The organism is Shewanella psychropiezotolerans (assembly GCF_007197555.1).
Taxonomy (GTDB): domain Bacteria; phylum Pseudomonadota; class Gammaproteobacteria; order Enterobacterales; family Shewanellaceae; genus Shewanella; species Shewanella psychropiezotolerans.
The window spans coordinates 4,778,059-4,792,282 of record NZ_CP041614.1 but is presented as its reverse complement, the minus strand read 5'-3'; the positions used below and the strand labels follow the sequence as shown (position 1 = coordinate 4,792,282).

Here is a 14,224-nt window from a genome sequence, read left to right as displayed (position 1 = left end):
AAGCTGACAGTTCGCACTGTCAGCTTTTTCTATGTGTTATACCTTTAGGTAAACTGACTAAAAGTCCTTTTCTCCTTTAATTACCTTAGGGTAGCCACAGATAGCTTTTGAGGTGTGCATGCCTGCCATTGTCGCCGCTTCGACGCAGCTGGCGTTGATGCCTGTATTAATCCAATCGCCAGTGACATAGAGGTTGTCTATGCCTGTACCGTCGGTATCGATACGGAATTTGCTGCTACCTTTAACCGACATCACATAGCGCTCCGAGGGATCGATATTGACGCGCCAGTATTGACTATCGAATCTGGCTTGCCCCTGCACGGCTTCACTCGCTTCATCTCCTAGGTGTAACCACTGCCAGGGGAACTCGTCTCCAACATTGCTCCATAGCTTGTGGATCTGACTGTTGAGTTGACCTATGGCGCCTTCTTTGGCCTGCTGCGCCTTAAGCTGTGGAAATTCAATATCCGAGCGGGGAGGGTAATGCTCTACTGGCAGCGCCGAGCAGAAGTAGCTGGCATTTTTGGGCTGTCCCCCTTGCCAGTCCTCCTTATCTATTAACTGATCCATCGAGGCCCAGGTATCAAAGGGTTCGGTGAAGCCTGAGAGTACCGGCTGCTCGCCACTCTCTGGCATATATTGCCAACCCATGCCATGCAGATCTTCATTGAGCCAGACTTGATAGGCTTGAGTGGCTACAGTCTTAACCTTGTCGACAGTCTTAGTTAAAGGCTCGCTCTGGGCCATGACCTCGGCGGCGACATGGGGCACCGAACCTATGGATAGACCGAAAATAACCCGGTCAAAATCCTCTCCTTTCACGAGTCTTTTTGTCGGCAATGGCTCACCAAACCTATCTTGATAAACAGACTGCCAATCACTCCAGAAGTGTTCCAAATTGATGTTATTGTCTTTTAGTAGCTGAGCCTGCTCACTATCAAGCTGATCATAGAGTGGTGCGCTCGGCCAGCAATCTAGACCTTTAACATCGACTAAGGGATCGTAGCTTTCTAAACCCTCTTTAAGTTTAACCTGCTCGGTGATCTCAATGGCTTCAATGGTGCCGTTATTGCAGACAAGATTGTCCACTTGGTTGAAGTAGTGAAAGTTTACCCCGCGGCGCTTAAGGACTTGGTAGTAAGGGGTAAAAACCACATCGCCCATGCCCGCTTGCATCTTCCACATCACGCCACCTTGATAGCACAGGGCGATACGCAACATGGAGCGAATGATGGTACCCGCCTCCAGATTGGGTTTATCGAAATTGCCTTTCTCATAGGCGAATACCAGATCGTAGAAGCTCCTGACTGGCGCAGAGTCTACCGTAAAGGTCTGATTCGCACCGTGTTTAATCAGCCACTCACGGTAATCGTAATCGTTGATGGCATCGAAGCCATGCTTAAACACGCCATCGGCGAACATCCCCTTGAGTATGGTCAGGCCAAGATCTGAGGCGATATACAGCCTGCGAAGCTCATCGTTAGTCTCTAACTTCTCGGCGAAGCTCTCCTCTAAGCGCGCACGGAAACTGTCGACGGCTGACTCGATAAAGCCTTCATCATCTTCATCTGGGCTGTGGGCGTGTTCATCACACTCACGACCGACGAGTTGATTAAGATGACATTCTATAGAGTCGCCAAGAGAAGCAAGGTTCTCCTTAGTATCATCTATGGTGTCTTCAATCGAGTCTTCTATTCTGTCTTTGAGGCGTTCAAACCAGTCCTCACTAAACCAATGGACTGGCTTAGCGGTTTCTTTTTCGGCTTCATCGAGCAGGTCATCCATCTCCTTGAGCCAGTCTCTTATCCAACTAAAGGCGGCCTTGACCACTTTCCATAGGGTTAAGATCTCCGTACTGTCTCCCGGGAGCCCTTCTCTGAGTGGGAACTCTATGGGCCAACTGTCAGACTCACCGCCAACGTCCTCCTGCAGTACGATATAGCTGTGGGGCTTGAAGGCATCTAAGAAAGTTGCCAGTGGTGCACCTTCCGGTCGTTCTAGCTCTTCATAAGCTTTGCGCATCAGGCTGAAGGCATTTTGATAAAAACCAAACCAGATATGTAGGCCGTGCTCTTCGATTCGCTGGCCTTGCTCAGCATTTCGACCACTGGCGCCTTTGCCGCCGATGCGCCAACCCAGTTGATACACATCAATCTCATATTTGTTTTGCCAGCCAGGCTGCTCGGTTAAACACATGGCCGCCGACATTGCGGCGACGCCACCGCCGAGTATGGCTATCTTTTCCTTCTTGAGCACTGAGTTATCGACTAAGACCTCTCCCTCAGGTACCTCGAAGTCAAAATTAACATGATAGGGTAGCAGCACGTGTTGCTCGCCTAACTCGACGCCCAATGACTCTTTCAAGGGGAAGCTGGCATTGTCGAACACTGTGGCTAACAGGTCATTTTTCAGTAGTGACAAGGAATGGACTCGATTCACCTTAGCGGGTGAGGCGGTAATCGCCTGATAGACAGCCTTCTTTCCGGCCGAGTCTGGTAGCTGCTTGAGAAAAATCTGATCGATAGCGGGTTTGAACAGCAAGCTAAATAGCTGGTTCTCACCTAGTCTGTCGAGTTCGGGAATGAAGTCGGTCTGGCCTTTAAACAGTTGCCAGGTTTTGGTGATGGCCTCTAATGTGCTGAGCTGATCTTCCTCTTGAGCTTCACAATCGACCGTTAACAGGGGTGAAACGCCAGCTTAGTCTCGGGAGAGAAGGTCTTGAAGCTCTTGACCGACAGGCTGAGTTTAGTGAGGGGCTCACCGGGCTGGGGCATCTCATATTCACACATGTATTTGGGATAACCGAATAGCTCACGGCCATTTATGAGGGCCATGGCATCATTGACGAAGGTGAACAAGGGATGAAAATACACCTGGCTGATGTCGTTGCTGTCGGCACTTTCTTGCCTGCCTATCATGACCCAAGTGATAATATCGGTTTCCTGGATCCAACCTTTTTCCCTGTCCTCGGGATATTCTGAATAAGCCTTATCGACTCGGGTAAAACTGGTTAATATATAAGGCGAAAGCACCTTAAAGTACATCTTGCTACCTGCTACCTGATTGAGACTAGTATCGATGGATTTTTGTAAGTTTTTCTCCTTCCCTTTCATGAAGAAACCATACATGTCGGCCCTGTTGAGCACGAGTGGTGAGTGCATCAACATGGATCCTGGGGGATAGATGAAGTCAGGTCGAAGTTGTTCCATGGCCTATTTCCTTTTTGGCATAGAAGTCGTGAAGCGCATCTGTGATAGAGACTATTTTTTGTTTAACTATTAGTTGATAGTAGATGTTTGCGCGAAGCTACAGGTAAGCCTATGAAGGATTTGGGGATTTATCCAATTTTTGTATAAAAAAATTAGCTAAGGATTGAAATGATCAGCTTGAAGGATGAAGGAAAGGTTCTGGGAACTAGGTCCTGGAACCTATAAACTTTAATCTTGTTAGCCTATCTGAGCTTAGTACTGCTCGGATTGTGAATCGCCCTGTTGACGTTTTTGATCCAATAACTGTCTGCGCCTGTGTTTATTGCGCTTACTCTTGTGCTTACCTTGACGTTCTTCATTGTCACTATCTGTGCCGATTTGGCTATCCCAAAGTAGATCATCACTATCGTAGAAATTTGACATCTTCATATCCGAATTATTTGTGCTTCATACCGCTTGGTATAACTAGTGCTTAATACCAATGGATGAGCAGGACTATAAAGCAGATTCTAGGAAAGCCAGGTGACAGGAAGATGACAAGGTTTCGACTCGTCGCTATAAATATTGAAATAGTTACTTATGTTGAAATACTGCAGTCGATAAACCTAGGGCAATAAAAAGACGACCATCAAGGTCGTCTCTATATGCTGGATTCGCTAGCGCTGTTTGGGTCTCAGCACTTTCTTTTCATTCGAGCGACGAACATGCCATCGGTATCGGCTTGATATGGCAAGACTAGATGCATACTGGCCTCTACGCCAGTAAACGGATGTCTAGTGACTTCCAGCGTAAAATCGGCGTGCTTGGCCAAGAAGGCATTGACCACATATTCATTCTCCAAAGGGGAAAGTGAACAGGTGGCATATACCAAGGTGCCACCGATTTTAACTGCCTGACTGGAGCGGCTGAGAATATCCAGCTGTAGGCTTGGCATGTCCTGAACGGCTTCAATAATGTCTATCCAGCGCATATCCGGGTTGCGTCGCCAGGTACCTGTGCAACTACAGGGGGCATCGACAAGTACGCCATCGAAGTGATTATGAGGCACAGGCAGATCATCGGGTTTCCAAGGGGAGGTTGTGATGCCTTTAAAGCCAGCACGTTTAGCGCGCTTGGCCAGTTCTTCTAACGGTTTACGGCGCACATCTGAGGCGACAATAGTCCCCTTAGCTTGTTTGTCTTGGGCTAACATCAAAGATTTTAATTGCAGGCTCTTACCGCCTGCACCGCTGCAGGTATCCCACCAGTTATCATTTGGGCTCGGAGCACATATTTGCCCGACAACTTGTGAGCCTAAGTCTTGTATCTCAAGCTCGCCTTCACGATATAGTGACATGCCGTTAAGGTTGATACTCTTATGGCCAAGACTGATGCTATCGCTAAAATACTCACTCGCCGTGGCAGTGATATCTAATTGGGCTAGCTTCTCTATGGCCTCATTGGTTTCGATGTTTTGCACTCTGGCCCAGATAGGCGGGCGAGAAGAGAGGGCCTGGACTATAGCCAAGCGCTGCTCGGCATCTTGGATGGGGCAAGTCTGCCAGAACCACTCTGGTACCAAGTCATCGGTGGTAAAAGAGATAGCTGGAAACTGGCTAGCCAGCCAGTCACATTTTGCCGATACTGTCTCTAAAGGTGCGTCTGCATCGAGAGTGAGTTCTTTCTCTTGACTGGAAAAGCCTGTCCAGGCTGCAATAAACGGTTCCCATGAATGGGACTCCAGGCGGGCATTAAGCATCAACATAGTGAACCAAGCTTGGGTGCCTGTATTTACTGTGCTAGTGCCAGTACTAGTACCGATATTAGTGTTGAACTTGTTTAACCATCCCCACCAACGAAAAAGTGCAAACAAACTCTCACGGATCACACGCCTGTCTTTAGAACCATGCTTCTTATTGACTCTAAAGTACTCACCCACAACGCGATCGGCCGGCAGCTTCTTTTCCATCACCTGAGTAAATAGGTGAAGTATGGTATTGGCGTAGCTAAGAGCCCGCTTTTGCGCAGGAGTATCTGCGTTCAAGGCTTCAAAAGAGGTCGCTTTGATCTCGTTTAAAAATGTCACGATTGAGAGGTGATCATTAGCTGTTGAGCCTATTCTCGAGTGGAGAGTCGAGTCAAGAGTTGAATCAGTGTGGCTTGTGTTCAAGGCGTCGCCCATGGGTAGTTATCTAGGGTGGTATTTATCTGGGGCGAATTATAACAGATGTGGGACAGCCTTAGAATGAAGCCTGGAGGCATTATCTGGGGTTATGTTGTATTTGGAGATGTGCTTGCGGTGATTCACTGAAGTTTTGCGTTAAAGTCCACAGCAGGTAATTGATAACCAATAAACTATGGTATTAATTAACTTTAATCTAGGAGGCGCTTGCTCCATGGTTTTCTCAGCCTTAGAATTACTGGCAAATATACATTCATATGGTGAGGCGAAGTGAGTCATAAACTTGGAATAAAGTCGATTATTGTTTCTGTCCTATTATTAGTTTTGGGTGGTATTTTTCTCTTATTGGAAAATACTTTCTACCAATATGTTGATGAACAAGGATTCCTGCATGAAAGCTTGTTTATGCCCTTGGGCTTTTTCAGTGTATGCCTGGGGTTAATCATCATGCTGCTGGTCTTTATTAGTCGATTCTTTACTAAGAAATAGTATGGTAATTTCAACATGGAGTTATGATCACTACATACTGGTCAGGTATCTTTAGGATTCACCAGCATAGATGAGTTAGGAAATAACATGAAAAAACGGTTGGTTTTATCTTTTGCACTCTCTCATGTTCTGGCTGTGTTCGGTGGGTTTGTTTTGGGGATATATTACTTGCCTATACTGATAGCGCCCGCCGCGCCCGATAGCCAAGTATTGGCATTGGCTGCAGAGAACCGTTTATTTGTCGCTGAATTTTCTCGGGATAGAGAAGATAGCGATGCTTTGCATTGGGGGGAAGGGGAAGTATCAATTGGTCCCGATTCTGTCTCTTTTTCTGGGAGTCTCTCTCCCGGACCGGATTATAAACTTTATCTGTCTCCTGAGTTTGTGGAAACGGAAGCAGACTTTAATCGATTGAAGTCGTCTATGGTGCAAGTCGGTGAAGTGAAGACGTTTGAGAATTTTATCCTGCCTATGAGTGTCAGTATTGACCCTTCTCAATATAATACCGTTATCGTCTGGTGTGAAACATTCGGGCAATACATTACCTCAGCTAAATACGAGCGGAGAGTCAACTAGCACTCGCTCCGCTTTCTTCTTTTTCTTCTCTTCTCTTTATTTCTCTTATTGCCTGCCTTCATTTTTTTACTTTACGCGGGTTTACAAAGTTTACACGCCTGTTCACATCTCGTTCATATTCTGATGCATTCTATTCATATTCTTAAATTATAATTATGGGTTTAGGGTCATCTTTTCAAGGAGACTCTCAATCCAGTCATAATACTAATAAAGAAGGATTTTTTGTGTTTAAAACCATCAAAACTCGAATTGCTGTAAGCGCAGGAATAGCAATGACGTTTACGTTACTCATTGCTATGGGTATGACTACTAACGCGTATACGACAGTGAGTCAGCAGGTGACCGATAAGGTTAAGGTTCAGTTGAGCGATGCGATTAATTTCCATTTGAAATCCACTGCATCGGAACAGGGGAAAATAATAGAGACTCAACTGTTTCCGGTGCTTGCCAATTTAAATCAAGTTCGATCAATCATAGAGTTGAGCGGTGTAAATTCGGTCGGTGCCGATACCATAGTTAAACAATTTATCGCCGCGTTAGAGGTTCAGGACAAGGCAGTATTTGCAGGCTATATGGTATGGGATCAAAAAACTTGGCCCACAGAATCGGAAGTTCAAGTTGCAGAAGCAATCAATAGTAAGGGCTATCTAGCTCCTTTCTTTTCTCCTAATTCCAATAATAGCTTCGATTCCGTTGCGATGGAGAGTTTCAACAACACAGCGCTCAATAGTAATGGTGAACGGACTGATGACTGGCACTTAATGCCGTTTGAAACCGGTCGTACCTTCGTTATGGAGCCCTATATCTATCCGGTTCGTGGCAGAGATGAATTGATCACTACCATTAGCCAACCCATAAAAGTGAACGGCCACATTATTGGTACCTTGGGTTTCGATTTATCCCTGTCAGAGCTTCAGGGGCAGAGTGAGAAACTGGCGTATAAATTATTTGATGGTGAGAGTAATATTATTATTTCATCCTGGAAAGGAGCGGTGCTGGCCAACAGCGGCGCACCATCACAAGTCGGTAAAAAAGTTTCCAGGCAATTATCTTCTCAATGGTCCGATATTCAAGCATTAGCCCGTCAAGCAGAAAGTGGATTGATGTCCATAGGTTCCCAAGAATATGCGATCACCTCAGTCAATACCTCTGACTCTCATTGGATCGTGATGGTCTCTGTTCCCAGAAGTAAACTGATCCAAGGGATAACAGAGTTTGAAACCTGGAGTGATATACAGAATGAGAGTGCGATTAAACAAGGGGTTTTAGCAGGTCTCTTCGCTGTCATACTCGGTATTGTCGCCATGACCATGATAGGTAACTCTCTGGGAAGAATACTCACTAATCTGGTTGAACGTTTTAAAGATGTCGCCGAGGGAGACGGTGATTTAACTTATCGGATTGAAAAAAGTGGTAAGGATGAAACGGCGCAGCTAGCACATTGGTTTAATACCTTCTTAATCCGTTTACAGGAGACATTAGGTACTGTCATGCAGACGGCTGAACAGGTTGAACTGAGTTCTGCTAAGGGTAAGTTACAAGCAGAAGATTCAAAGCAGAAGCTGCTTGGCCAAGTTAACGAAGTTAACTCTCTGGCCACAGCTATCAATGAGATGAGCGCAACGGCGCAGGAGATTGCCAGTTCGGCTGTTCAAGCGGCTGCGGCAGCAAGCCAGGTGCAATCCAATAGTGTAAGTGGCATGAAACAGATGAGCAACACGGTATCGGCAGTGAGTGATTTAGCATTAAAGATCAACAGTGCTCAGGGACAAACTCGAAATCTAGCAAAGTCCAGTGCTGCGATTCAGGGGATTTTATCGGAAATAGGCGGGATTGCAGATCAAACTAATTTACTCGCACTCAATGCAGCTATTGAAGCTGCGAGAGCGGGCGAAGCGGGGCGGGGTTTCGCTGTCGTTGCCGATGAAGTTCGTAATCTGGCAACCCGGACTCAGAGTTCGACCGAAGAGATCCGTAAAATGCTTGCACGTTTGGAAACTGAAACCCAGTCTATCGTTGATTTGATGCAAGAAAGTCAACAGCAGGCCATAGGAACGAAAGAGGAAACGCAAGCTGCTCAGCAAGCACTTGCAGAGATCAATCAGGCGATTGAAGTTATAAATGACATGAATAATCAAATCGCTTCAGCGGCAGAGGAGCAAAGCGCCGTAGCTGAAGAGATTAATCGTAACGTAGTGGTGATTAATGATACGGCAATTGATGTGATGGATAGCATGACTTCTGCGGTTACCACAAGCGTTGAACTGGAGGGGAGTGCTGGGGATCTTCGAGTCGAGTTAAATAGATTTAAAACTAAGTAGCTCATAGAAGCGGGAAATACAGCTTTAGTGTTGGCAACTGATTTGAGATGATGGCTTAGGCATCGTTCTGAGGAATGAGCACAGAATTGGTTCCTTAAAATAACTGGTCTAGCTGCAATTTTACAGGCTAGGCTAGCTTAAATAACCAGATGGATAACTTGGATTTATTAATGAAAGATGTACCAACTAAAATCAGCTTTTTTGAAATGCTCACCCCCTTTGTTGCATCAGGGAAAAAGACCATCACCATCAGGGATGAGTCTGAGTGTCATTATGTGCCAGGGACCCAGGTCGAGGTGTATACCTTAGAAACTAATATTAAGGTTTGTGACATAAAAATTGAGTCGGTAGAGCCGATACTCTTCAGCGAGATTAACGAGTTTCACGCCCAGCAAGAATACCTTGAGCTACCAAAGCTAAAGGAGATAATCAGTAAGGTTTATCCAAATACAGAACAACTCTACGTCATCTCCTACAAGTTGGTTTAGCGAGGCGGAGGCAAGGATAATAGAGGTTATTTAGACACCATCTTTCTAATCTGCTCAGCCAGCTCCTCATCGCTTAAGTCCGATGACGGCGGTGTCACTATGCCTATCTGAACTGCTGGTCGTTTGGCTATCTCATTCAACCAGCGTTCCAGGTGCCCGAGTCCCGAGATATCGACGCCGCTCCACTCAAAGATACGTACCCAGGGCCAGGTGGCTATGTCGGCTATGGTGTAGTCATCCCCTGACAGGTAGCGGTTATCGGATAGCTGATGATTCATGACTTCAAATAATCGACGGCTCTCGTTTTGATAGCGCTCGATGGCCGTTGGGATCTTCTCTGGCAGGTAACGGTGGAAGACATTAGCTTGACCCATCATAGGACCTACAGCGGACATCTGGAACATCAGCCATTGCAATGTTTGTGAGCGCTTGTCAGGATGTGCAGGCAAGAGTTTTCCAGATTTTTCGGCTAGATAGATAAGAATGGCACCGGACTCGAATACAGCGAAGTCATTATTGTCTCTATCGATAATGGCGGGGATACGGCCATTGGGGTTAATTGCGATAAATTCAGATTGCTTCTGATCGGCTTGCATCAAATCCAAGTGATGGACACTATACTCCAATCCCATCTCTTCTAGTGCGATAGATATTTTATGGCCATTGGGGGTTGCGGCGGTATATAAGTCGATCATAAAAACTCCTGAAGATTGAGTAACAGCTTACTAATACCAATCGGTATAATTCATTACTTAAAGACTGATTACAGCCTTCTCTGTATTGACCTGAGTCCGGTGATTTTTATTTCAATTAAGCTGCAAAGCAACTCTTCAGATGACCTAATAATGGGCCTGGAATTTAGTTATTCCTCTCATTCTTAGAACAGAGGTAAGGTAAGTCAGCTTTACTTACCTGTAAATCTACTTATATCGTCATTTTATGACAAACAGATGATTACCGGGTGCCTTTTATCAAGGGGATACCATTGGGGTCAACAAAGTAGCCTTTTAGTTTATTGACTACTGAATCTGCTATGTTCGAGCAATTTTATTTAAGCTGGGCACTAGGGTATTTTGTGTAACTCGCTTTTGACATAGGTCCTGAAAGTTTCACGGACAAAGCGCTGGTACCAATTATCGGTACCGAACTCTTCACCTGTTTTGATCTGCTGATCTATTTATATTCAACTTCTGGCAATACGCATAACATTTCAAAAAGTAAATTAGCTGCAAGTAATGATGTATTACCACTTGTATCGTAAGGAGGAGAAACTTCGACTAAGTCGCAACCTATCACATCTAATCCACGGCAACCTCGAATAATTTCTAGAGCTTGAGGAACTGTTAATCCTGCTATCTCAGCCGTTCCAGTACCAGGAGCGTAGGCTGGGTCTATACCATCAATATCAAAACTAATATAGACCGGACCTTTCCCAAGCTTTTCTCTTAGCTCTGACATTAAAAGCACTAGGGATTTATTCCAACATTCTTCTACAGGAACAACTCTGAATCCTTGCTCTCTTGACCACTCAAACTCTTTGGATGAATATCCTGTACCACGTAAACCTATTTGTGCTACTCGGTTTCCATCAATTAGTCCTTCTTCTACTGCTCGTCTAAATGGAGTTCCATGAGCTATTTTTTCACCAAACATATGTTCGTTTGTATCAGCATGAGCATCAACATGGATCATCCCCATAGGGCCGTATTTTTTACTTAGAGCACGCAAGATAGGCAATGTAATAGTATGATCACCACCGAGGGTTAAAGGCTTACAGTTATTAGAGATAATCTCATCATATGCATGCTCAATAATGTCCATACTCTTTTGAAGGTTGAAAGTATTGATGGCAACATCACCTATATCAGCCACTTGAATGCTTTCAAAAGGGGCTGCTCCAGTGTAGACATTGAATGGTCTCAACATTCGTGATTCATCTCGAATTTGGCGAGGGGCTAAACGAGCTCCTGGCCTATTAGATGTTCCAATATCCAGTGGTATTCCAATAAAACAAGCATTTAGGCCAACAGTGTTCGTTTGAGTTGGGAGTCTCATCATTGTAGCTGGGCCGCCAAAACGGGGCATTTCATTTCCACTAAGTGGCTGGTTTAACGCTTTTTTACTCATTGCCAATGCTCCATAACAGGGTTAATTGTTTTCTTTTTAATATTTACTCGTTAAGTTTAAAACGAATATCAAGGTACAAAAATATTCCCTAATAAGGTTAAAATCGGTAACGCTATTAGTAGACGAAGACACCAAATTGCGAGTAGGTTTAATAGATTTAAACCTATATTTGCCCTGATAAGTATTATTGCCACTTCAGATAAGAAAATGATTTCATTTATCGCCACACCAGCAACTACAAAACGAGTTAGCTCACTTTCAATGTGGGCACCTAAAATTGAAGGCATTAATATTTCTATTACTCCAGAAAGAATTGCGGTTGCAGCGAGAGAAGCTTCTGGTAGTTGGAGTAAATTAAGTAAGGGAATTAATGGTATTGAAAGGAATTGAATGACGTTGGTATATTCAATTAAAGCAAGCCCTCCTACTCCAATTAGCATCAGTGTTGGAAAAACCGTGATTGCGACATCTGAAGCAGTGTGGATACCGTCTTTAAGTTGTGTCCAGATTGAGGGAGCACAATCCGCACGCTCTATTCCTTTACGAAGTGCGAATTTAAAAGGGTTTCCATCTATATTAATTTCATCGCGAGGAGTCACGGGAGCATTAGTGAAAACATCATTTGGTATTTTTTTAAGTGGCGGTAGTTTCGGCACTATTATTGCGCAAATAATTCCAGTTATTACAACAGAGATGTACCATTGAATAAATAAGTGTTCAAGCTTAATAAACGATAACATGACATACGCAAAAGCAATACTAACGACAGAAAAATTAGTCGTTATCATTGCAGCTTCTCGTTTGGTATAGAGACCTGTTCGGTATTGTTGAATCGTTAGTATCATGCCTACACTAGAGGCTGATAGCCATGATGCAAGGGCATCTACTGCTGCAAAACCGGGTAAATTGAATATTCGTTTAAATCGTTTATTTAATAATGTTCCAATAAATTCCATTAAGCCATAATTTGTCAATAACGGTAAAAAAATAGCACTTAGGAAGTACAAAATTAGCAAGACAGGTGCTACATCTAACAGCATTACGCCACCGGTCTTACGATCCCAAATCCATTCTGGCCCTATATTTAGGTAAATCATAATAATGCTGATGGCACCTAATACCCTAATTAAAATCCAGATAGCTCCCGGATTGAACAATTGAATAAAGCGGTTTTTACTTTTTTCCAAGAGCGGAGTCATAGGAACAATGACTGATAAGACTGCTGATGTAATCGTCAACATAAGCGATATCGGTAGCATATATGCTTTGAAGTAAGCATTAAGGCTGGAGATTAGGTAAGCAATTATAACTGTAAATTTACCATCTATTATGAATGGTGTTAAAAACAATAGGACCCCCACTAAGGAAGGAAAAGCAAAACGTAGTAAGCGCTTTGTTGAATAGTTCTTCACTGCTGTCGCTTCGAGCGGATCAGACTCTGAATTTTTTGAGGCATGACCTATTTCATTATTCATGTGACTACGAGTCCTATTTTTAATTGTTTTTATGTAAGGTTTTAATGTCACAAGCCATATTTAAGAAAAGGCTTAAGCAGTATATTGTTGGAGTTTTTATTTTGAAGTGTTTCTATAGAGTATCTAGGTTTGCTGTGATCTTTTATGGCGATAAAGGTAGATTAGCTAAGATAGGGGGCTGTTTTTACTCGTTAGAAGGCAAAAGTATTGCGCCACAGTTATGCGGGCTTGTGAGTGAGAAACGGTAGTCACCAGAGCCAAATATTCTCAGTTTTTTGAAAGCATAGCCCTCTTGGCTAGCTGTTGTGTCTTGGGCCTTTCAACTTGAAAGGCCCACTCTTATTAGCATAGTTAATGCGATGGTCTTGTGGCTGTGCTTTTAAATGATGAGGGCGATTAAACATGCATATTCTTTTATCATTGTCCGCCAAGACTGGTAGGGCAGGTCATCATTGTTTGCTTTAGTAATCCAAATCTAGTGCGAAGCATAGGTAGCCCATTAGCTTTTGGGTGTGCTTAAATTCGTTGGCAAACCAGGAGACAAAGTCTTTATCTGTGATCTGTTTAGCCCCTATCGATTTGATGGCGATAAAGTCTTTACGCTTTAACTCATCTAACATGGGGTGGGTCTTATCATATCCTCTTGGCGGGCGTACCAGGCTGCTGCCCTCCATCTCGAATCCTGCTTCTCGCAACTGAACTAATGCCTTCTTATAGGCATTGGGGTTTTCATCGATACAGGTACGTAGTTTGTTTAATGCCTTTGAGTCGGGATGCCAAATCCCCGCACCGATAAAGCAGCCATCGTTGGCAATATGCAGATATAGGCCTGGAGCGTGGACATCTTTGCCCTGAAAGTGACGAAATTGAATGCCGACATTGGTTTTATATGGGGTCTTGTCTTTACTGAAGCGGGCATCACGCTGGGGACGCATTAAGCTGCCACCGACTTTCTTGGAGGTGGCAGTTAATCTTGGTGATAGCGCCAGCACATGGGGCTGCATGGCTTCGATAAATTTAAGGGCCGGTGTGCGAACTTCATCTTCATATTGGGCCTGATTAGCCTTGAACCATTCCCGTTCGTTATTTGTACTGAGCAGGGAAAGAAAGGAGAAGCTCTTGGTAGTAAACATAGGTACGAGACCCTAATGATTGATAATGAAGTAAAAAATAACATAGGAGTAACAGGATTGGGAGAGTGAAGTGAATATGTGGCCACCTTTGTCTGATCGATGCTGATTAATAAGCCTAATATGGATAATTGACAGCGCTGTCATTAGGCGCTAGTGTGTAATTGATGTTCAGTTGTTAATAAGATGTTTTCTTGTGTTTGACGGGCTCTGTGTCGGTTTAGCCTTAACAGGGGAATGTCAGACAA

The 14,224-nt window shown here is 44.2% G+C and carries 10 protein-coding genes and 1 pseudogene; 4 read left to right on the top strand and 7 right to left on the bottom strand.

Features of this window, described 5'->3' with window-relative positions:
* Positions 1-57: 57 nt before the first annotated feature.
* From FM037_RS20985 to FM037_RS20980, 3 genes and pseudogenes are all read right to left on the bottom strand, one after another.
* Positions 58-3,209 (bottom strand): annotated as a pseudogene (locus FM037_RS20985) (NAD(P)-binding protein).
* A 252-nt stretch (positions 3,210-3,461) separates the two neighbouring features.
* Positions 3,462-3,632, bottom strand: coding sequence for a hypothetical protein (locus tag FM037_RS28630; RefSeq protein ID WP_185976877.1), 171 nt, complete (start codon positions 3,630-3,632; stop codon positions 3,462-3,464).
* A gap of 250 nt (positions 3,633-3,882) precedes the next feature.
* Entirely contained in the window at positions 3,883-5,274 is a 1,392-nt protein-coding gene (locus FM037_RS20980; protein ID WP_144047608.1) for an RsmB/NOP family class I SAM-dependent RNA methyltransferase, read from the bottom strand.
* Between the two features lie 366 nt (positions 5,275-5,640).
* On the opposite strand from FM037_RS20980, the gene FM037_RS20975 reads away from it, so the two are divergent.
* The 4 genes from FM037_RS20975 to yqfB all read left to right on the top strand — a co-directional run bounded on the left by FM037_RS20975 (position 5,641) and on the right by yqfB (position 9,244).
* On the top strand, positions 5,641-5,859 hold the full coding sequence (locus tag FM037_RS20975) for a DUF3955 domain-containing protein (protein WP_229380965.1): 219 nt from the start codon (positions 5,641-5,643) through the stop codon (positions 5,857-5,859).
* A gap of 87 nt (positions 5,860-5,946) precedes the next feature.
* Positions 5,947-6,435: a DM13 domain-containing protein gene (locus tag FM037_RS20970; protein WP_144047607.1), complete on the top strand. Its 489-nt coding sequence runs from the start codon at positions 5,947-5,949 to the stop codon at positions 6,433-6,435.
* A 272-nt stretch (positions 6,436-6,707) separates the two neighbouring features.
* On the top strand, positions 6,708-8,756 hold the full coding sequence (locus FM037_RS20965) for a methyl-accepting chemotaxis protein (RefSeq protein ID WP_229380964.1): 2,049 nt from the start codon (positions 6,708-6,710) through the stop codon (positions 8,754-8,756).
* A gap of 170 nt (positions 8,757-8,926) precedes the next feature.
* Positions 8,927-9,244 carry a N(4)-acetylcytidine aminohydrolase gene (yqfB, locus tag FM037_RS20960; RefSeq protein ID WP_144047605.1) on the top strand — a complete coding sequence of 106 codons (318 nt, stop codon included), beginning with the start codon at positions 8,927-8,929 and terminating at the stop codon, positions 9,242-9,244.
* Between the two features lie 26 nt (positions 9,245-9,270).
* Here the strand turns inward: yqfB and FM037_RS20955 are convergent, their stop codons facing one another.
* The 4 genes from FM037_RS20955 to FM037_RS20940 all read right to left on the bottom strand — a co-directional run bounded on the left by FM037_RS20955 (position 9,271) and on the right by FM037_RS20940 (position 13,979).
* Positions 9,271-9,939, bottom strand: a complete 669-nt coding sequence (locus FM037_RS20955; RefSeq protein ID WP_144047604.1) for a glutathione S-transferase family protein — start codon at positions 9,937-9,939, stop codon at positions 9,271-9,273.
* Between the two features lie 478 nt (positions 9,940-10,417).
* A complete protein-coding gene (gene speB / locus FM037_RS20950) occupies positions 10,418-11,371 on the bottom strand; it encodes an agmatinase (RefSeq protein ID WP_144047603.1) in 954 nt (317 codons plus the stop codon).
* A 68-nt stretch (positions 11,372-11,439) separates the two neighbouring features.
* A complete protein-coding gene (locus FM037_RS20945) occupies positions 11,440-12,846 on the bottom strand; it encodes a YjiH family protein (protein WP_144047602.1) in 1,407 nt (468 codons plus the stop codon).
* 461 nt (positions 12,847-13,307) lie between these two features.
* Positions 13,308-13,979, bottom strand: a complete 672-nt coding sequence (locus FM037_RS20940; protein WP_144047601.1) for a DUF2461 domain-containing protein — start codon at positions 13,977-13,979, stop codon at positions 13,308-13,310.
* Positions 13,980-14,224: the final 245 nt, after the last annotated feature.